The organism is Halodesulfovibrio sp. (genome assembly GCF_025210605.1).
Taxonomy (GTDB): domain Bacteria; phylum Desulfobacterota; class Desulfovibrionia; order Desulfovibrionales; family Desulfovibrionaceae; genus Halodesulfovibrio.
In genome coordinates this window covers 184,002-210,289 of sequence record NZ_JAOARI010000017.1, presented here as the reverse complement: position 1 = coordinate 210,289, position 26,288 = coordinate 184,002, and the positions used below count along the sequence as shown (strand labels likewise).

At 46.2% G+C, this 26,288-nt stretch carries 18 protein-coding genes and 1 riboswitch; of the genes, 9 read left to right on the top strand and 9 right to left on the bottom strand.

Annotation, left to right across the window (positions count from 1 at the left end; all coding sequences use genetic code 11):
* Positions 1 to 325 precede the first annotated feature (325 nt).
* The gene (gene topA / locus N4A56_RS06410) at positions 326 to 2,611 is read right to left on the bottom strand and encodes a type I DNA topoisomerase (protein ID WP_295545884.1); all 2,286 of its coding nucleotides are present in this window, start codon (positions 2,609 to 2,611) and stop codon (positions 326 to 328) included.
* Between the two features lie 449 nt (positions 2,612 to 3,060).
* Between topA and N4A56_RS06405 the strand changes: the two genes are divergently transcribed.
* Both N4A56_RS06405 and N4A56_RS06400 read left to right on the top strand, forming a co-directional pair.
* Positions 3,061 to 4,191, top strand: coding sequence for a hypothetical protein (locus N4A56_RS06405; protein ID WP_293670736.1), 1,131 nt, complete (start codon positions 3,061 to 3,063; stop codon positions 4,189 to 4,191).
* A gap of 393 nt (positions 4,192 to 4,584) precedes the next feature.
* Entirely contained in the window at positions 4,585 to 5,676 is a 1,092-nt protein-coding gene (locus N4A56_RS06400) for an SO_0444 family Cu/Zn efflux transporter (RefSeq protein WP_293670735.1), read from the top strand.
* Between the two features lie 94 nt (positions 5,677 to 5,770).
* On the opposite strand, the gene N4A56_RS06395 is transcribed toward N4A56_RS06400, so the two are convergent.
* Positions 5,771 to 6,466, bottom strand: a complete 696-nt coding sequence (locus N4A56_RS06395; RefSeq protein ID WP_295545882.1) for an aspartate/glutamate racemase family protein — start codon at positions 6,464 to 6,466, stop codon at positions 5,771 to 5,773.
* Positions 6,467 to 6,752: 286 nt separating this feature from the next.
* Between N4A56_RS06395 and N4A56_RS06390 the strand changes: the two genes are divergently transcribed.
* Together N4A56_RS06390 and N4A56_RS06385 are read left to right on the top strand one after the other, a co-directional pair.
* Complete coding sequence (locus tag N4A56_RS06390; protein ID WP_293670732.1) at positions 6,753 to 7,316, top strand: ACT domain-containing protein; 564 nt, start codon at positions 6,753 to 6,755, stop codon at positions 7,314 to 7,316.
* 82 nt (positions 7,317 to 7,398) lie between these two features.
* Positions 7,399 to 8,769 carry a PFL family protein gene (locus N4A56_RS06385; RefSeq protein WP_293670730.1) on the top strand — a complete coding sequence of 457 codons (1,371 nt, stop codon included), beginning with the start codon at positions 7,399 to 7,401 and terminating at the stop codon, positions 8,767 to 8,769.
* Between the two features lie 95 nt (positions 8,770 to 8,864).
* On the opposite strand, the gene N4A56_RS06380 is transcribed toward N4A56_RS06385, so the two are convergent.
* Positions 8,865 to 10,937: a ribonucleoside triphosphate reductase gene (locus tag N4A56_RS06380; protein WP_293670729.1), complete on the bottom strand. Its 2,073-nt coding sequence runs from the start codon at positions 10,935 to 10,937 to the stop codon at positions 8,865 to 8,867.
* 169 nt (positions 10,938 to 11,106) lie between these two features.
* Positions 11,107 to 11,267, bottom strand: a riboswitch (cobalamin riboswitch).
* Between the two features lie 607 nt (positions 11,268 to 11,874).
* Between N4A56_RS06380 and N4A56_RS06375 the strand changes: the two genes are divergently transcribed.
* Positions 11,875 to 12,261 carry a hypothetical protein gene (locus N4A56_RS06375; RefSeq protein WP_295545878.1) on the top strand — a complete coding sequence of 129 codons (387 nt, stop codon included), beginning with the start codon at positions 11,875 to 11,877 and terminating at the stop codon, positions 12,259 to 12,261.
* 65 nt (positions 12,262 to 12,326) lie between these two features.
* On the opposite strand, the gene N4A56_RS06370 is transcribed toward N4A56_RS06375, so the two are convergent.
* The 3 genes from N4A56_RS06370 to gnd all read right to left on the bottom strand — a co-directional run bounded on the left by N4A56_RS06370 (position 12,327) and on the right by gnd (position 17,762).
* Positions 12,327 to 15,116, bottom strand: coding sequence for an ATP-dependent DNA helicase (locus tag N4A56_RS06370; RefSeq protein ID WP_295545876.1), 2,790 nt, complete (start codon positions 15,114 to 15,116; stop codon positions 12,327 to 12,329).
* Between the two features lie 136 nt (positions 15,117 to 15,252).
* Positions 15,253 to 16,854: a glucose-6-phosphate dehydrogenase gene (gene zwf / locus N4A56_RS06365; RefSeq protein ID WP_293670724.1), complete on the bottom strand. Its 1,602-nt coding sequence runs from the start codon at positions 16,852 to 16,854 to the stop codon at positions 15,253 to 15,255.
* A gap of 8 nt (positions 16,855 to 16,862) precedes the next feature.
* Positions 16,863 to 17,762, bottom strand: a complete 900-nt coding sequence (gene gnd / locus N4A56_RS06360) for a phosphogluconate dehydrogenase (NAD(+)-dependent, decarboxylating) (RefSeq protein ID WP_293670722.1) — start codon at positions 17,760 to 17,762, stop codon at positions 16,863 to 16,865.
* Between the two features lie 206 nt (positions 17,763 to 17,968).
* Here gnd and N4A56_RS06355 point away from each other — a divergent pair, with 206 nt between their 5' ends.
* The 4 genes from N4A56_RS06355 to rfaD are packed head-to-tail and all read left to right on the top strand — an operon-like array spanning position 17,969 to position 21,792.
* Entirely contained in the window at positions 17,969 to 18,703 is a 735-nt protein-coding gene (locus N4A56_RS06355) for a metallophosphoesterase family protein (protein WP_293670720.1), read from the top strand.
* A 16-nt stretch (positions 18,704 to 18,719) separates the two neighbouring features.
* The gene (locus tag N4A56_RS06350; protein ID WP_293670719.1) at positions 18,720 to 20,087 is read left to right on the top strand and encodes a DUF1566 domain-containing protein; all 1,368 of its coding nucleotides are present in this window, start codon (positions 18,720 to 18,722) and stop codon (positions 20,085 to 20,087) included.
* 36 nt (positions 20,088 to 20,123) lie between these two features.
* On the top strand, positions 20,124 to 20,801 hold the full coding sequence (locus N4A56_RS06345; RefSeq protein ID WP_293670718.1) for a YkgJ family cysteine cluster protein: 678 nt from the start codon (positions 20,124 to 20,126) through the stop codon (positions 20,799 to 20,801).
* Between the two features lie 19 nt (positions 20,802 to 20,820).
* Entirely contained in the window at positions 20,821 to 21,792 is a 972-nt protein-coding gene (gene rfaD / locus N4A56_RS06340) for an ADP-glyceromanno-heptose 6-epimerase (RefSeq protein WP_293670716.1), read from the top strand.
* Positions 21,793 to 21,905: 113 nt separating this feature from the next.
* Here the strand turns inward: rfaD and N4A56_RS06335 are convergent, their stop codons facing one another.
* The 3 genes from N4A56_RS06335 to N4A56_RS06325 all read right to left on the bottom strand — a co-directional run bounded on the left by N4A56_RS06335 (position 21,906) and on the right by N4A56_RS06325 (position 26,220).
* On the bottom strand, positions 21,906 to 22,253 hold the full coding sequence (locus N4A56_RS06335; RefSeq protein ID WP_293670715.1) for a DUF190 domain-containing protein: 348 nt from the start codon (positions 22,251 to 22,253) through the stop codon (positions 21,906 to 21,908).
* Positions 22,254 to 22,603: 350 nt separating this feature from the next.
* Positions 22,604 to 24,652: a DNA mismatch repair endonuclease MutL gene (gene mutL / locus N4A56_RS06330; protein WP_295545870.1), complete on the bottom strand. Its 2,049-nt coding sequence runs from the start codon at positions 24,650 to 24,652 to the stop codon at positions 22,604 to 22,606.
* Positions 24,653 to 24,996: 344 nt separating this feature from the next.
* Positions 24,997 to 26,220, bottom strand: coding sequence for a 6-phosphofructo-2-kinase/fructose-2,6-bisphosphatase (locus N4A56_RS06325; RefSeq protein WP_293670712.1), 1,224 nt, complete (start codon positions 26,218 to 26,220; stop codon positions 24,997 to 24,999).
* Positions 26,221 to 26,288 lie beyond the last annotated feature (68 nt).

Here is a 26,288-nt window from a genome sequence, read left to right as displayed (position 1 = left end):
CCCCCGTGGGGATGAACCGCTGCTTCATTAGAGCGGCGAATTACACACGAAGTGTTCCCCACACAAGTGGGGATGAACCGGTACGCTTGATGGACTATGTTTACTGTTTGAGGTGTTCCCCACGTCCGTGGGGATAAAAAAGACAATCTCCAAATAGAGTATTGTTTTTTTGTTGCGTATCGTTGAGTTGGTTTCCTAGAATTGTACTAGGGAATTACACAAAAAGCCGCCCAAGCATTGTATGTGCTTGGGCGGCTTTTGTTAATTTTTTGTCTGTGCTGAGAGTTCAGGTATTTATGCCTTGTTTACTCAACAACAATTGATTCTATTCAGAATCATCATCAAGGCTGCGGGTGTAGCGGCATGTTTTTTCAGGACAAGCTAAGTGCTTGCCGCGTGCCTTGGTTGTTTTGATTGTCAGAAGTTTGGAATCACACTGTGGACATTCTTCCTCAACAGGGTAGTTCCACAATGCGTAGTCACATTTTGGGTATCTGCTACAGGAGTAGAAGATTTTACCAGAGCGTGAAGATTTTTCGACAATCTCGCCTTCGTTACAGCGCGGACATTTGACGCCTGTTGAAAACGGCTTGGCGTGTTTGCATTCTGGGTAGCCTGTGCATGCAATAAAACGACCTCCGGTACGAGTGCGTTTGAGCACGAGGTCTTTGCCACAGTCAGGGCATTCACCCATTTTTTGCAGCTCTTCTTTTGGACGCTCTACAAGAACGACGTTGCCGTTGTCGTCACGGGTAAAGTTTGATGTGTTCTTACAGTCTGGATAGCCGGAACACGCGAGGAATGTGCCAGCCTTACCGAATTTAATCATCATCGGCTTGCCACACTCTGAACAGGTAAGGTCTGTTTCAAGTCCCTGCTTCACGGACTCCATTTCCGTTGCTGCTTTTTCGAGCGTCGGATTGAAATCGTTCATGAAGTCAGTCATCAACTGTGTCCAGTTGAGTTTCCCTTCTGCAACGTTATCAAGCAGTGTTTCCATCTGCGCGGTAAAACGTACATCCATAAGAGTGGAGAAGTGCTTTACCAGCTGCTGACAGACGACGCGTCCTAAATCAGTCGGAATAAAGTTCTTTTCTTCCAGCTGTGCATAGCCGCGATCTATTAATGTGGAGATAATAGCCGCGTAGGTGGAAGGACGCCCGATGCCAAGCTCTTCCATTTCGCGTACCAGTGACGCTTCAGAGAAGCGGGCTGGCGGCTGCGTAAATTTTTGTTCTTTATCAAGCTTGATGAGACGAATGGCTTGTCCGGCTTCAAGTTTTGGCAACTCAACAGAATCTTCTTTGGTCTTCTGCGGAGAAACAGCAAGGAAGCCAGGGAAGAGCATACGCTCGCCCTTAACTCGCCATGTGCTTGCAAGCGTATCTGCGTCTTTGATTGTGGTCGGATTCGGAGCGGCTGCGATGGTCACTGTGGTGTCGTGGAACTGCGCAGCAGCCATTTGGGAAGCCATGAAACGTGACCAGATGAGCGTGTACAGGGCGTGCTGCTCACGCGGGAGCAGGCTACGCACGGAGTCCGGTGTGATGGAAGCATCAACAGGGCGGATAGCTTCGTGAGCATCCTGAGCACTGGATTTAGTTTTGAAGAATCTCGGCTTTGCCGGAACGTATTCTTCGCCGTACATGGAGAGAATTAATTCTTTTGCAGCGTCGCGTGCGTCGTCCGCAATTCGTACAGAGTCAGTACGCATGTACGTGATAAGCGCTGTTGTACCTTTGTCGCCAAGCTCAACACCTTCATATAGGCGCTGCGCAATGGACATGGTGCGTTTTGCAGAATAGCCGTGTCGCTGACTTGCTGCCTGCTGAAGTGTGGAAGTGATGAAAGGCGGCAACGGCTGACGGCTGCGTTTTTTCTCTTCAACTTTTTCAACAGTCATTGTGGAGGCAAGCACTGCTTCCTGAAGCGCAAGGGCGGCTTCTTCATTTGGTACAACTGCTTTTTTACCTGCAATTTTATGCAATGCTGCTTTAAACGGCGGCGGAGTTTCACCTTCCATTTCAGCTTTGAATACCCAGTATTCTTCTGGAGTAAACGCATAGCGCTCTGCTTCGCGCTCAACAATAAGACGCAAGGCAACAGATTGTACTCGTCCGGCAGAGATACCGCGTTTTACTTTGTTCCAAAGCAGCGGAGAAAGCTTGTAACCAACAAGACGATCCAGAATGCGTCGAGCTTGCTGGGCATCAAATAGATCTTCATTCAAATCTTTTGGGTGCTCAAGTGCTTCTCGAACGGCGCGGGCGGTAATTTCGTTAAACTGAATGCGCTTAGCGTTAGGATTTTCTTTTTTGATAATCTCAGCAATATGCCATGCAATCGCTTCACCTTCGCGGTCGGGGTCGGGAGCAAGGTATACATGGTCAGCTTTAGCGGCTGCTTCTTTCAGTGTGGAAACAACTTTCTGCTTACCCTGAATGATCTGATACTTTGGCTTGTAGTTTTTTTCTTCGTCAACGCCGAGATCTTTTTTTGGCAAATCGCGCACATGACCTACACTGGCGTGAACCATGTAGTTACGGCCAAGAAACTTTTTGATTGTTTTCACCTTTGCGGGTGATTCTACAATTATCAGGTCTTTTCCCATTGAATGTCCTGTATCCGAAGGTGGTTAAGGTGCAGCAGCTATCGTACAACAATAGATAGGTGCACCAGATGCTAAGCGTTTTTCCGTTAGGGGAAGATACGGCAAATGCTGTCAGCGTCAAGTGTCGATTTTCTAAAATCTGAATACGGACAGCATATCTTCCTGAAGATCAATGCAAAATTGGAGAACGGATTGCCATTGCTTCTATATTACAAAAAGTACACAGCTTGGGAATGATACAGACTGAAGGAATGTTGCTTGCGATGTGTTGCATCCATTTTTAGTAAATTACTTTCAAATTATTGACAAAGTTTTGGATTACAGCAGTGAGTACGTACTCTCGCCCCTCTGGGAAGCCACGGATTATAACGAGTCTAAAAGGTTGGCATTTTACTTGCTTAATAACGTGAGTACGTTGTCAAGCTCGGGGGAGCTTTAGGAGGAAAACTATGTCTGTGACCCAGATTTCTATGGCGCAGGTGCAGGGAGTCCTGCAGCAGTCAAAACGGCGCACAGGTGCGAGTAAACTTGATAATGCTGCACAAAACAATGGTGTAAGCCGTTTTGAAGCCTTGCTTAGAGAACCGCAGCAAATTGCAGACGCGATGGCATCGTCTTCGTCTGCCGGAAATTCTGTTCTACCTATTCAATCTCCATACTATGGATTGCTTGGTACAGAGCAGGTTTCATCTGCAAAAACGAACCTAGGAAATGTTTCTCAACTTGCAAACTTTATAGACATTTCAGCTGTTAAGCCGAATGTTTTAAGTAATGCACTCAAAATGCTGACAGAAGCAGCTGAAAAAAATCAGCTCGAAACAGCTTCTGCCGCTGGTGTTGCATTTAATTTAGAAGGAATGATGAGCCGCGAAGTCGTTCGTGGTGATCTTGAAACGGTTGTTCAAGCTTCTGACAGTGCTTCAAGCGACGATAGCGAACAGCATGAAGCTGAAAATGTGATTATTGGTAAAACCAATGTTCGCGGATCGTTAGCAGCAATGTTTGAATCTGGAGCAGCCGGAAATATTGGTGCTATTGGATACGATGCAACAGGCGGAACTTCGTACGGTAAGTACCAGTTCTCTTCTGCACGTGGAACAATGGACGATTTTTTGACGTATCTTGATACGCATGCCTCAGATATCTCATTGCATCTGCGGGCAGCGGGCGAAATAAATACTGGTTCCAAGCAGGGTGAAATGCCGACAGCTTGGCAAGAAGTAGCCAATATTGACCCTGTACGGTTTGAAAAAATGCAGGATGCATTTATGCAGTCACGCTATTTTACGCCGGTAGCTCGTGTTGTGCAGGAAAAAATGAATATTGATTCCATGAGTACAGCTATGGAAGAAGTTCTGCTTTCCACCTCTTTGCAGCATGGTCCTCGTGGGGCTGTGAAAATATTTGCAAAAGCATTTGGCGAAACAGGCGGCTTCTCAGAAGAAATGCAGGAAACATTTATTAAGAATGTTTATGCACAGCGTCATACTGAATTTGTAACCTCATCTCCACTTGTTCGATCTGGTGTACAAAACAGGTTGAATGCTGAGTTAAGTGCTGCTTTAGCTATGCTTGCGTAGTGTATTATAATGCCGCGCTCAGAAGAATGACAGCGGATTGAGTTTACAAAGCTCATCATGTGTCAATAAGTAGACGGAGCCTGTTATGACTATAGGTATCGAAAGGACATCACCTTTGATGTCCTTTCAGATTGATGGCTAGTCTGCATGTTGCAGTGTTGTTTTGGTAAATAAATGGCGTTGCAGCAGTAATCTTGTATGACGCGGTACTCTCTTTTTCTATAATAGATTCAGATTGTTATCATTTAAAAAGGACATCATTTTTGATGTCCTTTTTTTGTTTAATTGAATCCTATTTTCAAAAATAATTTTTTTCAATCTTGACCGGCTGAGCCTTCTGTTTTAATTACATATGAACACGTATTCATGTGTAATGCTTTTTCAGAGGTAACTATGGAAATTGTAATACAATACTTTGCCGAAGTATGGGACATACTGCTTGAAGCCGCACCATACGTTCTTTTCGGTTTCTTTGTCGCAGGGCTTCTTAAAGGATTTTTGCCGGATGACTTTGTTGCCCGCCACCTTGGTAGCAATAAAAAAGGGGCAGTTGTTAAGGCGTCTATGTTCGGCGTTCCCTTACCGCTTTGTTCCTGCGGGGTTATTCCGGCAGCAGCGGGACTGCGTCAACAGGGTGCAAGTAAGGGAGCAACGACATCGTTTATGATCTCTACTCCCGAAACCGGAGTGGATTCAATAGCGATTACCTACGCGTTGCTTGACCCTATTATGACTATTGTCCGTCCGGTGGCAGCATTTATATCCGCACTGACTGCTGGAACACTGGTTGATATGTTTCCCGAAAAACCAAAACCGGGCAAAGTGGAGTTCACTCCGCTTAATTTCGCACCGACGACCTTAAAGAAAGAAGAGTGCACTTCTGGCTGTTGTTCTTCAAAATCCACTGGGTCAAAGTTTACAGAAAAATTTATGACCGGTATGCAGTTCGCTTTTGGAGAGCTGGTTGCTGATATCGGAAAATGGCTGTTGATTGGTATACTTATCGCTGCTGTTGTCTCTACATTCCTGCCGGTTACATTCTTTCAGGAATATGTGGGTGACGGACTTTTGAGTATGATTCTAATGGTAGTCATTGGTGTGCCTATGTACGTCTGTGCAACGGCATCGACACCTATTGCCGCCGCATTGGCACTTAAAGGACTTTCTCCGGGTGGTGCGTTGGTGTTTCTGTTAGCAGGACCAGCAACAAACGCTGCAACCATCACTGTCGTAGCGCAGACTCTCGGTAAACGTGTAGCCTTTATTTACGTAAGTTCCATTGCGGTAACATCCGTCATTCTTGGTCTTGCCGTGAACTGGTTGTACGCAAAACTTGGTCTTTCAGTTTTTTCATGGATTAATGATGTCGAAGCGCATCAGCATGGAATTATCGCCTATGTATCTGCGATTTTATTACTTATCCTTGTGGGTAGGCAGTATGTCGGGCGTGGAAATCAGCATGGTGCTTCCTGCGGATGTCACTAATTTATTGATAGTTATAGATGCAAAAAGCCACGCTTGAAAGCGTGGCTTTTTTGTTTTTCAAATATGCTGACAGAATAAGATGTTATAAGCGTTTTTATTCACCGAGCGCTGCGTTGAGAGCAGCATCAACATGTGCCTGTACCGTATCAATAAGTGGTATATTGCAATCTGTCGGCTTAACGAGCAGGGCTATTTCAGTACAGCCTAGGATAATTGCCTCAGCGCCATCACGCTCAAGCTGCTGAATTATACGGATGTATTTTTCACGAGTGCTGCTAATGAATTTTCCGTAACAAAATTCATTAAAGATACTATCGTGGATAACTGTCCGTGCTTTTTCATCAGGAATAAGAACGTCTAGCCCGTATTTTTCTGTAAGAGGTCGGGTGATAAAATCTTTTTCCATAGTGAATGTAGTGCCAAGCAAGCCAAGCTTCTGTACATTAAGCTCTTTTGCCTTTTCTGCGATAGCGTCAGCAATATGGATGAGAGGAATTTCTAATGAACTCTGAACCGTGTCAGCTGCCATATGCATAGTGTTCGCGCCGATAAGAAGCATATCCGCACCAGCTGCCTCGGTATTGAGTGCAGTTTGTGTGAGCTTATTGCCGATTCCTTCCCAGTCATCTTTTTGCATCAGTGTTTCGTATTCTGAAAAATCAACACTTTCCATAAGAATACGACATGAATGCAAACCGCCGAGCCGTTCACGCACGCCTTCATTGAGTAGTCGGTAGTATGTAACAGTAGACTCCCAGCTCATTCCGCCTATCAACCCGATCTTTTTCATGCGAATATCCTTTGCGTGATTTGAAATATCATGGCTTGGTCAGCCAATATGTACGCTTTGTTGTTAATATAAAATATATATAAAATACAGCGTGTTGTTTTGTTAAAAAATGCTTGTGCGGATATGGCTGTTCCGACTACGTAGGGTAGTGAAAAGAGATGAAGCTTGCTTGTGTAGTAAAACAGCTGCTATCTATGGTTCTGTGTGGCTACTATCTTTTGTCAGGCTTGACATAATTGTGTGAGCCTATCAATCTTCCGGTATCTATATGTTTGGAGTGCAAAATATGAAAAAGGTAGTTGTATCATTTCTCGGCAAAGATGGTCCGGGAGTCGTACATGCGGTATCCAGCCTGCTAACAGGGTTGGAATGCAATATTAATGAAGTAAGTCAAACTATTCTGCATAGTGAATTTGCTGCAATCGTCATAGCTGAGATGCCGGACGGGTGCACTGTTGAAGCGTTGCAAGAATCACTGGTGAAGGGACTTACTGAGCGACAGATTGACCTTAGTGTTACAGCGCGCCTTTATGATGGTAGAAGCTGGTCTGCTGAAAATCCACAGCCATTTGTGGTAAGTGTGGATGGCCCTGACCAGAAAGGGCTGGTTGCTGCAATTTCAGGTATTCTTGGTGAGTTTAATGTGAATATTGCCAACCTGAAAGCTATTGTTCCTAAAGATCAGCCGGATGGACATGCTCTTATTGTTTTTGAGGTAACTGTCCCCGGTTCTGTAGAGCTTGCAGCTTTACGTGGTGCGCTGAATACCAAAGCGGAAGAGCTTTCGCTGCGGGTGAGCGTTCAGCATAGGGATATTTTCGAAGCGGTGCACAGGGTGCAACCTGTGTAGCTCAGATGTGGTACAATCATTACTTGATTGTCGCAGCTGTATAAGATGAGTTTTTGTGTACATCATTTTATAAGGAAAAAAGATGCTTTCAGATCGTGAAGTACTCAGTACTTTAGCTATGCTCCGAAATGAGCACTTGGATGTTCGTACTGTTACGCTTGGTGTCAGCCTTTTTGACTGTGCAAGTCACGACTTTGACGTGTTTGCAGATAGAGTTCGCACCAAGATCAGACATTATTCTCAAAAACTTGTGGCTACGTGTAATGAGGTGGGCGACAAGTACGGGATTCCAATCGTTAATAAACGTATCAGCGTAAGCCCGATGGGTGTTGTATGTTCTTCTTTTACGCCGGAACAGATGGTTAAGGCGTGTCAGGTGCTTGATGAAGCTGCACAGGAAGCGGGTGTTGATTTCCTCGGTGGTTTTGGTGCGCTTGTAGAAAAAGGTATGACCAAGGGCGACCGTGCCTTGATTGATTCCCTGCCGGAAGCACTGGCAGTGACACAACGTGTTTGCTCGTCTATTAACGTTGCATCGTCACGTAGCGGTATCAATATGGATGCGGTTGCACTTATGGGGCAGCGAATTAAAGATATCGCAGCGCGCACGGCAGATTCAGACGGTCTTGGCTGTGCAAAGCTTGTTGTCTTTGCCAATATTCCGCAAGATGTACCGTTTATGGCGGGAGCCTACCTTGGTGTGGGTGAGCCGGAAGCAGTTATCAATGTGGGTGTTTCCGGTCCCGGTGTTGTTAAAAAAGCTATTGATCGTGCCGTGCAGGATGGCAGTGCGAACAGCCTTGGCGACATCGCCGAAGTTATTAAGCGAACTGCGTTTAAAGTAACCCGTGTCGGTGAAATCATCGGTAAAGAAGTGGCAGAGCGTCTCGGACTTCCTTTTGGTGTGGCGGACTTGTCATTAGCTCCGACTCCGGAAGTGGGTGACTCTGTCGGTGAGATTTTTGAAGCTGTCGGACTCTCTTCTATTGGTGCACCGGGTTCCACTGCGGTTCTTGCTATGCTCAACGATGCAGTGAAAAAAGGTGGTGCGTTTGCATCATCACATGTCGGTGGTCTTTCTGGCGCGTTTATTCCTGTGTCCGAAGATTCCAGTATCGCTGCGGCTGCTGCATCCGGTGCATTGACTATGGAAAAGCTTGAAGCCATGACCAGCGTTTGTTCTGTAGGTCTTGATATGGTTGCAGTTCCGGGGGATACCACAGCCTCGACTCTTTCCGGTATCATTGCAGATGAAATGGCAATCGGCATGATTAACAGCAAAACAACAGCTGTACGAATTATTCCGGTTCCGGGTAAAGGTGTCGGCGAAAATGTTTCCTTCGGCGGTCTGCTTGGCGAAGCGAAAATTATGGCTGTACCGGGTGGAAATGCAGAGCCGTTTATTAAACTTGGCGGTCGCATTCCTGCGCCTATTCATAGTTTGAAGAACTAGGCTGTCCTTTAGATTTTTATCCCTGCCGATTATACAAGAAAAGCCGTTCTGCATAAGCAGAACGGCTTTTTTATTGATAGTATCGTACGCGCAGACTAGTTGCCGCAGCAGCAATCAGTTACCGCAGACAGTGCGTATTCCTGACGTTCGCGGTATTCTTCCTGCTTACCTTTGTTCCAGCGTTTTACTGGACGGTAGTACCCTACAACGCGGGTGTATACTTCTGCTTCGCTGCCACATGTCGGGCAGTTGAAGTGTTCGCCGTTGATGTAGCCGTGTTCCTTACAAATGGAGAAGGTAGGCGTTACGGAAATGTAAGGAATTTTAGTATTGCTCATCGCTTTGATGAGGAAATTCTTTACGCTTTCCGGTTCCGGTACAGCTTCGCCGAGGAAGGAGTGGAATACAGTACCACCATTGTACAGGGTTTGCAGCTCGTTCTGGTGCTCAAGAGCGTAGAAAACGTCCTGAGTAAGACCTACAGGGAGCAGAGTGGAGTTGGTGTAGTACGGAACTTCACTACCGGCAGAAACGATGTCTGCGTAAAGGTCTTTGTCTGTTTTAGCCAGACGGTAACAAGTGCCTTCACCCGGTGTTGCTTCAAGGTTGTACAGGTTGCCTGTCTCTTCCTGAAAACGCACTGTAAGAGCGCGCAGGTGGTTGAGTACACGACGCATGAGGCGCAGACCGCTTTCTGTTTCGATACCTTTTCCGAGCAGGTTGAGGCATGCTTCGTGACCACCGATAAGACCGATGGTGGAGAAGTGACCTTTGTATCCGTTTTTGAGGTAACGACGAGAGAACGGGAACATGCCAGCATCGAGGTTCTTTTCGCAAAGTTTGCGTTTGAACTCGAGAGATTCTTTTGCCATTTCTGCATATTCTTCAACGAGGTCGAGGAAATCTTCTTCATTGTGTGCAAGGTAGGCAAGTTTAGGCAAGTTCAGAGTAACAACACCGATGGAGCCGGTGAGGTCGCCAGCACCGAAAAGACCACCAGTCTTTTTGCGGATTTCGCGAAGATCCATTTGCAGACGGCAGCACATGGAACGAACATCTTCCGGATTAAGATCGGAGTTGATGAAGTTCTGGAAATACGGAACGCCGTATTTAGCTGTAAGTTCCATCAGAAGCTGAGCTGGTTTGGAATCCCAGTCAAAGTCTTTGGTAACGTTGTATGTAGGAATTGGGAAAGAGAAGATACGACCATCTGCGTCACCTTCGAGCATAACCTCGAGGAATGCACGGTTAATCATATCCATTTCTTTCTGGTAGTCACCGTATGTGGAGTCTTGGAACGCGCCGCCGATAATGATTGGTTCGTTAGCAATGTGTGCAGGAACAACCATATCGAAGGTAAAGTTGGTGAACGGGCTTTGACCGCCCCAACGGGAAGTGGTGTTCAGGTTGTAAACAAGTTTCTGAATCTGCTGACGAACGGTAGGGTAGTCAAGGTTATCGTTGCGGATAAATGGTGCAAGGTATGTATCAACGTTGTTGAACGCCTGTGCACCGGACCATTCGTTCTGCAATGTTCCGAGGAAGTTTACAATCTGACCGCACGCAGAGTCGAAGTGTTTTGCAGGAGCAGAACAACAGCGACCTTCAAGGTTGAAGCCTTCAAGCAACAGATCGCGGAGACTCCAGCCGGAGCAGTAGCCTGCAAGACCGAAGGAAAGATCGTGAATGTGGAAGTAACCGTGAGTATGAGCCTGACGGATTTCTTCCGGATATTTTTCAAGCACGTAACGAGCCTGAACGGAACCAGCCATGTGAAGAATAAGACCTTGGAATGAATGCCCCATGTTGGAGTTTTCATTAACGCGCCAGTCACTGCGGTCAAGGTAGCTTTCAATCATGCTGGATACGTCAAAGTATGCCTGATTTTGTGTACGCATTTCACGGCGTTTTTCACGGTAAATGATGTAACGCTCAGCTACTGCATACAAGCGAGCTTCCATAAGCACTTGTTGCACAGTATCTTGTACTTGTTCTTGCTCTGGAGCTTCTACATTGGCAAGTTTTTCCTCAACCTTGCGTGCAAGGCGTTTAGAAAGAAGTGGGTCTTTGATGCCACTGCTTTTGAGTGCTTTAAGGATCGCTTGGGCAATTCGTTCGAGGGACCAGGTTTCAATACAACCGTCGCGCTTGAGAATCTGTTTAGGCATTACAACTCCGACGTCATAAAAAGTGCATGGCAAAAGAAAGGCACACGAAAAGAACGCATGCGTTGCGAAGCAATTCGACATCTAACAGCCTGGGATGTGTATACTGCGGCGGAACCCCAATATACGCAGGCACAGGTTATGGATTATTTGAATTATACCGGCAGCACGTTTGTGCCGGTAGACTTCAGGAAGGGAGCTGGCTTTCTTGCTTCATATACCGTGTGGGCGATAGTCTTTGAGAAGACTGGCAAGATTACAGCGGCAGGACCGCACCGGATTTTTGACCGGATTTCCTTTGCGCCTTTCGGCTCCTGAAGGAAGTATTCTTTGGGTGGCAAAGAGCTATCAAAAAGGCTCTTTAGCATCAAGTAGTGAGTTTCTAAACGAGGGCAAATCCACACCTAATTCACAAGATAATTATCCAGATTCATTTATATATTTTTTTTACGCACAAATTCGATGTACCTTTTTTGCACTTACGTGTTCTAATCCGGTGAGTTAGCAAAAAAAGCAGCCTTTGAGCGTCCGTAAAATACCGCTCAAAGCCCTGTAAACTGTGACTTGAGTTACAGAAAAAGAGGGTATGAAACGGTTACATGTAGATGTGGTGTTATTATAGATAATTGCGAATGTGCTTTTAAAAAAATGAGTATAGAGCGTAAAAGAAAATGTTGTCACTTCTCTGCGAAGGCTGTCTGGGAAATCAGAGTCATGTTGTTATACCCTGATTGATGATCATTCCGTGCGCTACGATTTAACTACGAAAAGAATATGCTTTTTGCAGTGGTTCGCTATATAGTGCGATTGTTTTTTGTACGTGCTAGTCGTAGCCGCCAGCCTTGGCAGGGATAAAAAATGACAGCATTGCGTATATGATGGGACATGCGTGTGGCGTAATGTCTCAATGTATCGTCATTATAAAAATAAGGAAAAAGATATGCGAGTATTGTTACTGGCAATGAGCTTAATGCTCGTTGCGCAGGTTGCTGTGGCTGCTCCAAAAGAAATGAGTAATGCTCCCGTTGCAGGAAATTATAAGAATAAAATTCAGTGCGGATACCTTGCGCTTGAAATGCGTAAAAATGCCGTTGCAAAGCAATACTTCACTGAGGGGGAAGCGTTATTTAAAAAGCAGAACCCAAAAGCAACCGAAATGGATTTAGCCAAAGTTTTTTCATACGAGCGTGGTTTTCTGCATGGATATCTTGCAGGACAGATGAGCGGTATGAGTTCAATGGGTGACTTGAATAAGCTTTTTACGCATGCATACGAGAACATGTGTAAAAAAGCTTCTGATAAGCCTCAGTTGAGAGAAAAAGAATAACTAGCTTTGCGTAGTAAATAAGGACAAGGGGGCAGTGCTCCCTTGTCCAGATAAATTTTGAAAGGTTATGGTTTGTTTTTCCATCCTTTGCCACGATGCCGCGCCGGTATGTTGCGCATTCCTTGAATGACAGCGCATGGTGCAAGGCGTTGATTGCGCAGTAACCTGTTGTCGAGCACCACAACAACTCCTGAGTCGGTCTCGCGTCGAATGAGTCTGCCAGTTCCTTGTCTGAATTTTATAGCAGTTTCGTAGCGGTAACGATCCCAGAAGGCTGCCTCTGGCAGAAAACGCTTTCGGGCATCCATAAGTGGTGAGTTGGGCGCAGGGAAGGGCAAGCGGGTAATCACAACTTGAGTAAGTGTTTTTCCTGGAAAATCTACACCATGCCAGAATGTTTCTACGCCGAACAGGACACTTTCGCGGGTTGTTCGAAACTCTTCGATAAGTGCGGTTGCTGGCTCTCCTTTTCTCTGAAAAAGGAGGGGGTAGTTACCGTCGTATGTATTTTCCAGACTTTTACGGAGCGCTTCTAAATCCTCATAGCTTGCACAAAGAACAAGGGTTGCGCCGTCATTGTATTCAATGAGTTTTGGCAAGACCTTCAACGTGTATTCCAGCCACAGCTTTTTTTGGTCATATAAACCGCTCGGTGCGTCTGAAGGGACGACAAGAGAGTAGTCCGGTGTAAAAGGTGGAGCTATGCGGGCAACGAAACACGGCTTTTGCGGTGCTTCTTCATCTGCAAAAGGCACTCTGTCTGCTTTACCAAGTCCCAGCGAACGCCGATACGGAGTAAAACTGGATTGGTGGGTGAGTGTGGCAGATGTGAGTACCATTGTATCGAGATGTTTGATGATGGACTCACGGATGAACGCTCCCATGTAGACTTGTCCACCGCATAACAGCCAGTTACGCGGGAAAACATGAACAGACTTCCATGTGCCGTCCTCGTGCAGACCTTTTCGTATCAGATCAAGGTTTGTGCAAACATCCTGCAATAATGTTCGCATTGTGCGGCAACGGGAGATAGTTTTGTAGCCGAGGGGAAGATCTTTTGCCTTTTTACCAGTGAAAAATGCCGATAATTCGTGAATGCGCTTGAGGTGCTTGTTCAAAATAGCAAGATCTTTTGCGGCATCACCTTCTGTGAAGGCTGCATGGGCAGGCGTTACAGGAACAGCCCCATATGCGGCAGACTGATTCATCTGTTTGAACTGATCCCGCAGTGCATTCATTTTGGTTACTGCATACGCAATTTCACTGACAACCGCTTCTGCCTGATGCTCTATTATCTCCGAAATGGATCTGGCATGTATAAGTTTGCGGCACTGCTCACGCAGGTATTTGCAGTAGAAAAAAATGTCAGATGTAGATACTTCTGGGCTTAATGTCGTGCGCACTGCGTCTTCAAAATGATTTGCTTCGTCGATGATGCAATGCGTAAAAAGTCCGCTCAAGAGTGTGTCATTTTCCATGAGCACAAGCTTATTGTGGTTTGTAATGACCAGCCGTGATTGGGCAGCTTCCGCAGTAACAATATTTCCGGGGCATTGTTTGTGGGTGCTGAAACATCCATTGCCCGCCGATACTTCTTGCGCAATATTGCTCAGGGTACGACCTTCATCAAAGTAGGCTCGCATGCGTGGCGTCACGTCATCTAAATCTGCAATACGGTAGTTATAGCAAATGTTGGCAAAATACAGCCATGAGAGGAGTTCTATCCCATCAAGAAGCGGGGAAAGAATGTCATTTAATTTGTGCGCACACACATAGTTAGATTTCCCTTTAATGAGCGCAACGGGGATATCCTTATATTGCCCAAAAAGTTCACGGCAGGCGTTCAGTTCGTTACCGTACAGTTGCTTTTGTAAGCTTTTAGTATAAGTGGCAATAGCAACCCGTTGGGAAGGATTGCGCTTAAGAAACTCCATTACAGGGAGCAGGTAGCCTAACGTTTTGCCAGTGCCTGTTCCTGCCTCAATACAGGCGACAGCGTTAGAATTTATGGCATGTGCAACGTTGGTAGCGTAGTCTACTTGAGGCTGACGTACACTGTAGCCTTTACGTTTATGAGCAAGCTGATCGAACAGTTGTTGAATCTCGTTTTCCGGCAGCTTCGTGAAAGCTTCGCGTCGTGGTGTTTCCTTGTTCTGCTTCGGAACAGTGTCTAAAAATTGCTCCCAATCGGCAGTTTCCGGTCTACTTGCCGGAGTAATGAGGGATTGTCCGAAATAATCGCTGTAATGTTCCAGCATGTGACAGCAAAAAGTACCGAAAAGCGTGTTGCTTGCCCGTAAGTAGTAGCGCAGCGTGCTCGCCGCAGGGTATGATGTGTCGTTGAGAACAGTGCCGAATACATGCTTGAGCAGATCAACGCATAGTTCAGCACCTTCCATTGCTGAAAAGCTTACCTTTTTGCGCTCCTGCTTGTTTAAATATTCCCATAGGGATTTTGCTGTAGCCGCACCAGTCCACGGCATGAAGTAATCTGCCAGCAGAGCGGCATCAATAATGCGTTCATTGTTGCAGAGCGGCTCAAGGGAGATGATATGTCCATTGGGAACATATCCTATAATATGGTCCACCCCTTCGAGAAAGTCTTGTAAATGACCCGATGCCGTTATTTCGTCCGGTGCTTTTTTTAACTGTGCTTCGCTAAGTTGAGAATGGGCATACTCTCGTGCGCGTAATTTATCTGAGCGAATGTGTGAGGTGAAGGTGCTGGTCTTGGCATCTGGTGAAATTCGTACCCCAGCGATGGAATATATTCTTTTCTGACCGTCGCTGCGGGTGCGTTCATGTCCGAAGATGATGGCTATATCTTCAATAGGGGTAGTAAAAGGACGAAACATGCTATGGATATATCAAATGCTACCATGCCTGTCAGGTGTGATTTCGTGAATAGGTGTTCTGGGCTGGAAAAATTTCACTATCAGGGGGAAGCTGTTCGTGTATAAGCTTCCCCCTGATAGTGATTAGTACCAATACTTATTTCCGCACAATGAGCGGTTTTGCCAGACTTTTGAAATGGGTTCCGTGTTCTTCCGGTGGGTTGCGCCATTGGTGTCCGCTTCGTAGCAGAAGATCATCTGAGGCAGCAGGGCCCCATGAACCGGATTTATACGGATGCAGTGGTGCATTTTCTGGGTGATCCCGCCAGTAATTGAGGATTGGATCGACGACTGTCCATGCGGCTTCTACCCCTTCACTGGAAAGGAAAAGGGTACGGTCTCCGAGCATACAATCGAGTAATAATCGTTCATACGCATCCGGTGGAACAATGCCGAACACTTCTTCGTACTTAAACGAAAGGGATAAGCTTGCCATACAGGTTTTGGGACCCGGCTGCTTTGTATGGATTGTAAGATCGACCCCTTCATTCGGTTGAATTTTCATAACCAGAATATTGGCTGGCATCTCGTGCTGGGAAGCAAACCCGAACATGGAGTGTGGAACACGCTTGAAGGTTACTGCTACTTCTGATTCGCGCATGCTGAGGCGTTTGCCGGAACGCATATATATAGGCACTCCCTGCCAGCGCCAGTTATCGATATAGAGTTTCATGCCGACAAAGGTTTCTGTCTGCGAATCTTTCGCGATGTTTGCTTCATCGTGATACCCAATAGCGTCGCTGCCGTGCAGCCTTCCTGCGGTGTACTGTCCACGGACAATATTTTCCTTAAGAGTACGCTCTGACCACGGACGTATAGCTTTAAGCAGTTTAACCCGCTCGCCTTGAACAAATTCTGCTTCAAACCGTGTTGGTGGTTCCATTGTGACAAGTGAGAGCATTTGCAACATATGGTTCTGGAACATGTCGCGCAGACATCCCGCCTGTTCGTAGTATCCGCCCCTGTGCTCAACGCCCACGGATTCCGCTACGGTTATCTGGATGTTATCAATATAGCGCTGATTCCAAAGCGGTTCGAACATAATGTTTGCAAAGCGGAGCATCAAAATGGACTGAACCGTCTCTTTTCCGAGATAGTGATCTATGCGGAAAATCTGTGACGGTGTGAGCATGGAGCAAAGATGTTTATCCAGTTCCAGTGCTGAGTTTAAATCGTGTCCGAACGGTTTTTCAAAAACTACGCGTGCCCACGGATTTTTATCTTCACCTTCCATAGTTAAACCGCATTCAGATAACCGGCTGACAACTGTTGGATGCAGCTGTGGTGGCAGTGCTAGATAAAAGAGCTTATTTTCTTTTTGTGAGAAATCACAATCGCAACTGGCAGCTTTTTTTTGCAAGCGCTTATAGGCTTCAGGATCTTTGTAGTCACCGGAGACATACATGCATTTGGAAAGAAAAGCGTCAATAATTGCAGAATCGCTCGTTTCGTGGGCATCGCTGAGTGCTTCCCGTGTTCGATTCCGAAAGTCGTCATCATTCATATTTGTGCGGGCAAATCCAAGAATATAGAATTGCTCCGGCATGAGTTCGCGCATAAACAGATGAAAGAGTGCCGGAAGGAGTTTTCTGTATACAAGGTCACCGGATGCACCAAAAATAATTACTCCGCATCCGTCCGGTCTGCGCTCTTCACAGGGGGCAGAGGATGGAGCAACGGTTGCTTCAAAACTTGGCATGGGCGCACCTACTCTTTTTTAACGGCATGACCGCCGAATTCGTTACGAAGAGCTGCAAGAATTTTGTTGGAATAAACATCTTTCTGCCGTGATTCAAAACGCTTAAAGAGAGATTGCGCCAGCACCGGAACAGAAACGCCGTTTTCTACGCCATCGAGTATTGTCCAGCGTCCTTCGCCGGAGTCGTCAACGTATCCTCGAATGGAAGAAAGGTCGGGGTCACGCTCATAGGCAAGAACAAGCAGCTCGAGCAACCAGCACCGGACTACGCTACCTTGTCCCCACAGGTCTGCAATGCCGCCGAGATCAAGGTGATCGAAAGGACCGTTATGCATGAGATCAAAGCCTTCACCAATGGCTTCCATCATGGCGTATTCAATGCCATTATGTACCATTTTAACAAAATGACCGGCTCCAACAGGCCCTACATGTTTCCAGCCTCGTGGCGGAGCAAGAGAATCGAAAATAGGTTTGGCGCGGTGGACAAAACGGTCTTTACCGCCAACCATGGTGCAGTACCCGACTTTTAATCCCCACACGCCACCGGAAACTCCGGCATCAATATAGCCGCACCCTTTTTCGACAAATTTTTTTGAGTTTTTTTGATCGTCTTTCCAGTAAGAGTTGCCGCCTTCAATGACAAGGTCGTCAGAATCAAGTGCTTCTAAAATTTCTCCAAGAGCTTTCTGGGTGACAGCACCGGAAGGGAGCATGCACCATACTATGCGCGGTGCAGTAAGTTTTTGTACTGCTTCTTTAATTGATTGTGCTCCAATTGCACCTTCCGAAACCATGGTGGCAACTTTATCAGGGGAACGGTTCCAGACAACAACTTCGTGCCCGTCCTTGATAAGTCTGCGTGCCATGTTCATTCCCATACGCCCAAGCCCGATCATTGCTATTTGCATACGATTACCTCGATAAAAGTACTATTGTTTCGGTAAAAGAAAGAATCCAGTTTTCAGGGTACGTGAGCTGCGCGGTTAGTGCAATCTTCAGTGATTATATATGCCGTAGTCGTGGCTCTGCCTTGCCTTTTCTCAATCTCCTTTGAACGCTGTAATTGTACTGGCAAAAGTTTGTCAGCAAAATCACTTCCTGATATGCTCCGCATATGCGAATTGCAGTTCTGTCAGATATTCATGCAAATTATGAAGCCCTTACTCATGTGCTACATGATATTACCCATTCTTTTCCAGATGTTTCGGAGATAATTTCTCTTGGGGATATTGTGGGGTATGGTCCCGACCCTGAATTATGCGTAAAAGCGGTACAGGAGCGGGGTATTATTTCCGTTGCCGGAAATCATGAGCTTGGCGTTGGGCGCAGTAAGTATCGATCCTGTTTCAACAAGCAATCCATAGAGGTCGTGGATAAAACAGCGTTGATGCTTTCTGAACAGTCATTGCAGTACTTGCGCTCGCTCCCTCTTGTCCTTTCGTTACACGGCGCGTTGTTTGTTCACGGGCTACCGCCGCGTTCTGCTTTCCAATATATATGGGAACTGGACGACGAAAGAGTTCTGCTAAAATTTTCTCGTTTTCCCGAACAAATTGCTTTTCTTGGACACACACATGAGTTGGGACTCGTACGCGCTGCAAACGGCGTTGTAGAGCGGTGTGATTTGCATGAAGGGGAATATACTCTCGATTTTATCAGCCGGTATATGGTAAATGCAGGTGCGGTAGGGCAACCACGGGACGGTGACCCACGGGCAAAATATCTTGTGTGGGACACGGAGTCTCATGAGCTTATTGTACGCTGTGTTGCATACGACCCCGCTGAGACTGTTGCCAAGATGAAGGCTCGCGGTTTGCCGGAACGGTACGCCAGACGGTTGATGCCGTAGGCTACAGGAATATTTCATGAAGATTGGACGTTATACGGTATGCGGGCTTCTTGGAAGAGGCGGCATGGGAGCTGTATTTAAAGCTCGTCAGCCTGTTACAGATCGAATTGTAGCTCTCAAGGTGCTTAAACCATCAGAGATGATGGAGCTTCTTGTTGATCGGGACGAGTTGATTACGCGTTTTGAAACAGAAGCTCGTATAATGGGTAAACTCGATCATCCCAATATTGCAGCAATATGGGACTACGATACCGCGGGCGACACGCCTTTTTTTGTGATGGAGTATTTTTGTCGTAACCTTGGCATGGTCATCGGTGAAAGTTACCGTGTTGAAGCACCAACTCGGAAATTGCCTCTCACGGTTGCGGTTTCGTACGCGTCCCAGACCCTTGATGCTCTGTATAGAATGCATCAGGCTGGAATTGTGCACCGCGATGTGAAGCCGTTTAACTTGATGATTACCGGACTGGACGAAATCAAGCTTATAGATTTTGGATTATCCCGTTTGCGCGGGGAAATGTTGCCGACATCCACGGCTAAAGGTGAGCGGATTGGCTCTCCGTATTATGCCGCGCCGGAACAGGAAGCAGCGCCGGACAGTGTAGACGGCAGGGCGGATATTTTTTCAGTGGGCGTTATGTTATACCGCATGCTTACCGGAGTGTTGCCTACGGATGAAGCTCTGTATACAAACAATGTTGTTCCGCGTGCAAGCCAGTATTCTCTTGATTTAGATAGTGACTGGGATGCTTTTTTTGATAGAGCAATGGCGTTTGACCCTGCAAAGCGTTTTTCTACAGCTAAAGAAATGCGGTTGGCGCTTGATTCGCTAGTGGAAGTATGGCGCGAGCGGGTAGATAACGAGTGCCGGTTTATTGACGAGTTCGCCGAGACGCCTCCTTGCCCTACAGATGCCCCTGTTCTTCGTTCAGAACCTGTTAAGGTTCGGCTTGATAACGCACAGAAATTTTTTGGACTGGATTCATTATGGCGACCAGATTGCGTAGGCATGGCAGATTTGGTTGATAATGAAGACGGCACAGTAACGGATGCTGCAACCGGTAAAAAGTGGCAGCAGTCCGGCAGTGAATTTGCTTGTACATGGGATGAAGCTCATACATACATTACGGTGTTGAATGAGCAAAAATTTGCAGGCTTTCAAGATTGGCGATTGCCAACAGTCGATGAATTATCGTCACTAGTGCAGGAACCACCGGAACTTGGAGCGTTTTGTGTGCCGCAGTTGTTGGACAGCGCACAGGATACGCTCTGGACGTGTGATACAAAGTCGTATATGGCGGCATGGTTTGTAAGTGCATCAATGGGGTTTGTCGGCTGGCAGGACATGACATGCCAGTTTGCTGTACGAGCGGTGCGGGGATAGACGAACTGTCCATACAGATAAAAAAGGAGACCTAACATGGGTCAGGAAATACAAAAAGAATGTACCCGTTGCGGTACCTGTTGTGCCAAGGGCGGTCCTGCTCTGCACAAAGAAGATTTAGAGCTGTACGAAAAAGGTATTTTTCAACGTAAAGATCTTATGACATTTCGTCGTGGTGAGTTGATGCGTAACAACGTTACAGGTCAGCTTGAACCGCTTCAGCAGGAAATTGTCAAGATTACCCGCCGTAACGAGAGCACATGGACTTGTTGCTTTTTTAACGTAGTGGATCGTCTGTGCTTCATCTACAACGACCGTCCGGCAGAATGTAGAACTCTGGACTGTTGGAATCCTGATGCAATTCAGGAAATGTACGACGAAAACCGCATTACCCGTTTTGATGTTCTTGGTGATAACAACGGCTATGCTGAACTGGTGCGGATGCATGAAGAAAAATGTGGTTACGAGTACCTCGGAACTATTTTTGAGCGCATGAAAGAAGACCCTTCCGCAAAAGAAGAGTTTCTTGAAGCAGTTCGTTTCGATATGGCTTTCCGTAAAGTTGTTATGGAAAAAGCCGGAGTTCCGGCAACTGAAATGGAATTTCTTTTTGGACGCACCCTTGGCGAAACCGTATCTATGTTTGGCTTGCGAGTAGTTGAAACTGAGCATGGTCCGAAACTTGAGAAAATTACCGAGAAAAAAGCAAGCTAGCTCCTGCTAGGAGGACATAATGTACATTGTTACTGGTGGCGCCGGAATGATCGGCAGCGCTATGGTCTGGAAGCTCAACGAAATGGGCATTACAGATATTATTGTTGTGGACAACCTCGCTTCTACAGAAAAATGGAAAAACCTTGTTAACCGCACATACGAAGAATATGTCCACCGCGATACTTTTCTTGAGATGGTGATGCATGACCAGCTTCCTTGGGAAGTTGATGCAGTTATCCATATGGGTGCTTGTTCTTCTACCACCGAAAAAGATGCAGACTTCCTTATGGAAAACAATCTGCAATACACAAAAGCAATGTGCGAACTTGCGCTTATGAACAACGCCCGTTTCATTAATGCAAGCTCTGCTGCTACATACGGTGATGGACAGTTCGGTTTTGAGGATTCTCTTGAGACCATGCATAAGCTCAAGCCATTGAATATGTATGGCTACTCCAAGCAGCTTTTTGATCTATGGGCAGAACGTACCGGACGTCTCGACAAGATTGCGTCTCTTAAATTCTTTAACGTGTACGGTCCTAATGAATACCATAAAGGCAACATGATGAGTGTTGTTTGCAAGGCATTCTCTCAGATTGGTGAAACTAAAGAGATGAAGCTCTTTAAGTCTTACCATCCGGATTACCCGCACGGTGGGCAAAAGCGTGACTTTGTATACGTAAAAGACTGCGTTGAAGCTATGTGGTGGCTTCTTGAAAATCCGCAGGCTAACGGCATTTTTAATATTGGTACAGGCAATGCCCGTACTTGGAATGATCTTGCCAATTCTGTTTTTGCTGCAATGGATATTGAATCTAATATCAGCTACATTGAAATGCCGGAAATTTTGCGCGGTAAGTATCAGTACTTTACAGAAGCACCAATGAAACGTCTTCAGGATGCAGGTTGTCCGGTAACATTCCGTTCTCTTGAAGAAGGTGCAAAAGACTACGTGCAGAACTACCTTGCTCAGGAAGACCCGTATTTATAGTTTCTAGCGCGTATAAAGCATATGAAATCATATGGCAGAGTGTATCTGCCACATGTAATTTGCAATAAAAAAAGGTGGAGATGTATGTCTCCACCTTTTTTATTTTTGCAGTGTTACTCGACTGTTTCACCGGCATGGCGAACAACGCACATGGTCACAGGTTCGCGTAGAATAATACCTTGTTGTACCATGTCGCAGAGTGTTTTGGAGAACCCATCAAGCTTTTCTGCTTCGTCGACGATGCTGATTACAACTGGCAGGTTGGAGTTGCGACCAAGCGGGCGGTCACGACGCAAAACTTTTCCGGCACCGTATCCCATAATACCTTTGGTTACGGTAGCGCCGCCGAGGTCGTGCCCTTGAGCCGCTTCAACAATTGCGCGGTATAATGGCTCGCCATCGTGAGTTCTATCTTCGTCGATGATGCATGTAATACGTTCAACACTTTTACATTCTTTCATTTCTGCCTCCGTCGGAGCTGCTCTGAGCGTTGCGGGTATGGAAAATAGTGTGCGTATTCATGGAGAAAAAAATTCACTGAATACCGTTTCACAATACAGCGTTCTTGATGTTGTATCTGCTATTTTTAGCAAAGTGGCAGGCTGTTATGGGACAAAATCAATCCACAAACGGTAATCAAAGAGAGCAGTCCTCTTAATGCGTTGTAATATCTATCGTACCCTATGAAAGAGTATTGCGTTTAGCTGCGTGATATTCGGTAGCGCGATACTTGGAATGAAAAAAGAGCAGCCTGTTTCAGGCTGCTCCAGTGTTATTTTTGATAAAGGAATATTAGATAGACGGGGAGATGTTACCCTTTGCGTTTAAACATCTTTTCCAGATCATTAATGGTGAACTGGAGTACTGCCGGACGTCCATGCGGGCAATAGGTACGATCCGGTGTTTTCAGCCATTGAGCGATAAGTCCGGCTGCTTCGTCAGATGTAAGTTTTTGTCCGGCTTTAATAGCACTTTTGCAGGACATCATAGCCCATAAGTCTTCCATTGAACTTATTTGTCCGGAAAGAATTTCACGTAAGAATTCTTTGGCTTCAGCCGTGTCTAGTGCTGTCGGAATTCCTTTGACGCGCACAGCGGTTTCCCCAGCTGTATCAAGAGAGAAACCGATTGTTTCGAGATCGCCCCACATTTCTTGCAGTCTACTTGATTCCGAAGGATGCAGCGTGAGGTTTATCGGCAGGGCAAGAAGCTGTGAATGTCCTTGTGATGCATCACGTTTAATACGTTCAAATAAAATTCGTTCATGCACTGCATGCTGGTCAAGCAGCACAAGCTTTTCATCCCGTTGCCGAATGATGAGGTATGTGTCTGCCAGCTGCCCGAGATACGTAAGATCACCAATGATAGCCGTACTGTTTCCCTCTGTGTGATTTATAGCTTCCTCATGCACAACTTGCGATTCAACTGTTGTGGCATGGTCAGTACTTGAAGCAGAATATGCTTGCGGCGCAAGAGAGAGGTCACCTTGGCTTGCTGTTGGTGACGGCGGCTCCTCAACTGCCATGGCAGGTGTGTATGGTGTTTCCGCACGTTGCTGTGACGGTGTAAAATCGATGGTGACGTCTGCAAAATCAGCGTGTGCAGATGAAATTGAGCTAGACGCAGCATGAGAAGTCGGCATTACTTCTGTTTCGTAGCCGGAGACTTCTGTAGATGAATTGTTTCCGATGACGCTTTCATCGTCTGCTGCTCCCCAGAAACCAGCGGGTTTCGGTGCTGGTGTTTCCAGATTTATACTGGTTTGTATGGCTTCAGGGGCTTGTGGCGCGGGAGATGAAAAAGGATCCTCAGTCGCTTCTGTCTGACTCAGCTCTGTAATATTCTCCAGTGCGTGCTCTATTGCCTTCCGAACTGAAAGATAGACGCTGTTTTCATCTTGAAAACGGACTTCATTTTTTGCCGGATGCACGTTGGCATCGACAAGATCTGGTGACATTTCAAGGAACAACGCTATTTGAGGATATTCCTTGCTGATAAGACGCCCCTTATATCCGTCGCGCGCTGCGCGCATAAGAAGTCTGTCGTTTACGGAACGTCCGTTTACCCAAAAGAGCATACGGTCAGCACGGCGCTGTGCTTTTTTAGGATGCCCTGTGAGACCGCGAACGGTATATTCGGATCGCGTGTGTTCAAGAGGCAGTAGATCGTCGGTAATAGCCGGTGGCCACAGGACTGCTAAACGGTCACGAAGGGATTGATTCTGCGGAAAACGCCAGACTTCTCGTCCGTTGTTGGTAAAGGTGAAACCAATGTCAGGACGCGCCAAAGCAAGACGGGACAGTAATTCCTGACAACGTTTCGTTTCGGTATTTTTGGTTTTTAAAAATTTGAGTCGTGCAGGAATATTGGCAAACAGGTCTCGAATTTCAACCACAGTGCCTTGATGCAACGCTGCTGGACCTTGGCTGACGATGGTTCCGTGCTCTACCTGAATAAAGAAGGCATCTGCCGGAGTATTGGGTGACGATGCCACGGGAGCGGATGTCATACTGAAAGTAGAGACAGAGGCAATAGAAGGGAGCGCTTCACCACGGAAGCCGTAGCTGCCGATATTGATGAGTTCTTTTAGGTTGGCGACCTTGCTCGTTGCATGGCGGGTTACTGCCATTTCCAGCTCGTTCTGTGGGATGCCGTGCCCGTTGTCGCGCACTTGAATAAGGTTTTGTCCACCTTCTTCGATGGTTATATCGATGTGTGTTGCACCGGCATCAATGCTGTTTTCTACAAGTTCTTTGACGACGGAGGCTGGACGTTCGACAACTTCGCCTGCCGCAATCTGGTTGCGAAGGTCGGTCGGTAAGACTTTAATATTGCGTCTAATTTCAGTTTGCTGTGTCATATACAATTCCATGTTACGGCGATTACGTTTAGAACGGGCAGTTCTACTATTCATCTACTGAATTAGTTATGCTTTGGCAATTTGCAACCGATAAAAAAGAATGAATTGATGGTGACTTTTATAACGTATTGTCTAGCCCTGAAGTGTGTGCCTGCTCTACTTTTGTAGAGTTAGATATGGAATTGTAAAATGGGTTTACAAGGAAACTTTGCGCAGTTATTTACGTTATAACATAGTATTAAATAACATTTTGGTATACTATAACGAATGTTTTGTTGTAATTAAGAGGCGTGGTTGCAGCAATATGTGAAAAAAGAGGACTCTATATAGAATCCTCTTTTTATTTAGTTGCCTAAATCTACATCCATGAACTTAACAAGTTCAAATAGTTTCTTTTGCTGTGTGGAGATGATGTGGAACAGCGAATTTTGCGGCACCAGAATATAGGGTACATCTGCTTGCCTTCGGAACAGGAAGTGGGACAGAATCATGCGGTTAATGGCTTGGTGTCCTACAATGAGGACACGTTCTGCATTGCCGGAAAGGAACAGGGCTTTCTGTAAACCACGGTCTACCCGCTCTTTGAGCGTAATATATCCTTCACCTTTGGGATAAATATACCCGTATTTGTCATAGGAGCGATCACGCGCAATATCTGGATATTGTTCCTTAATTTCTGAATACATCATGTCTTCGCATACTCCCGCATCAATTTCGTCGAATTCAGGAAGCGGGATTACGGTGCAATTCTTCATTTGGTCAACCACGTATTGTGCGGTCTGTTTTGAACGCCGCTTCATGCTTGTAAATACGTAATTAATTTCATTTCCCTTAAAGTATTCGCCAAGGCAGCTTGCCTGCTTGTGACCAAGTTTTGTCAGGGAAGAATCACCACCTATTCGATCCATTACGTTGTATTCTGTTTGACCGTGACGGGCGAGATACAAGTTGCGAACCCAGTCCGATACCAAAATATCACGGATGTTTGCGTAGAAAGGCACTCCGCTTGGAACGTTTTCATTGAGGATAAGGTTGTGCAGAGAGTCTATAACAACCCACATTTTCTCATCAAGCAGCGGTGAGTAAATATGCTCGTAATACTTAATGCGCTCTTTAAAGCTCATGCAGGCTTGTTCTTCTGAAAGCTTAGCAAATTCAGGAAGTTTTGTTTTTCGTACAATGGATGCTTCCACCAGCTCTTCGTCGTTGTTGATGCACTCAATCCAGAGAATAGGGTAGATCGCCAGTCGCTCAATAATAAGGCGGCGATGCCTGCTGACGTTGGTTGCATCCAGAATAGCTACGTTACCACCGTTCTGTAAAAAATCTGTGGCACGGTTCATATTGGTGACGGCGATTTCTTCGCGGGCAGCGCGCCCTGCCTGATTTGTTGGACAATAAAAATCAGGTTCGGAAGATTTTGCGCCGATTTGTTCGCGGCGGATATCTCCGTTATTAAAAATTTCTGTGCGGATTCCTTCTTTGGAAAGACCATCAAGGATTTTAGCAGCGACAGTTGTTTTACCGCGTGCAGGCAGACCTACCATCCCAATATAAAGCTTATGCATTCTTCCTCCGGCATGTGCATTCTGGCATAGAGCCAGTGCTGTGTATCGCGGATAGTTTCTCTTTTCCT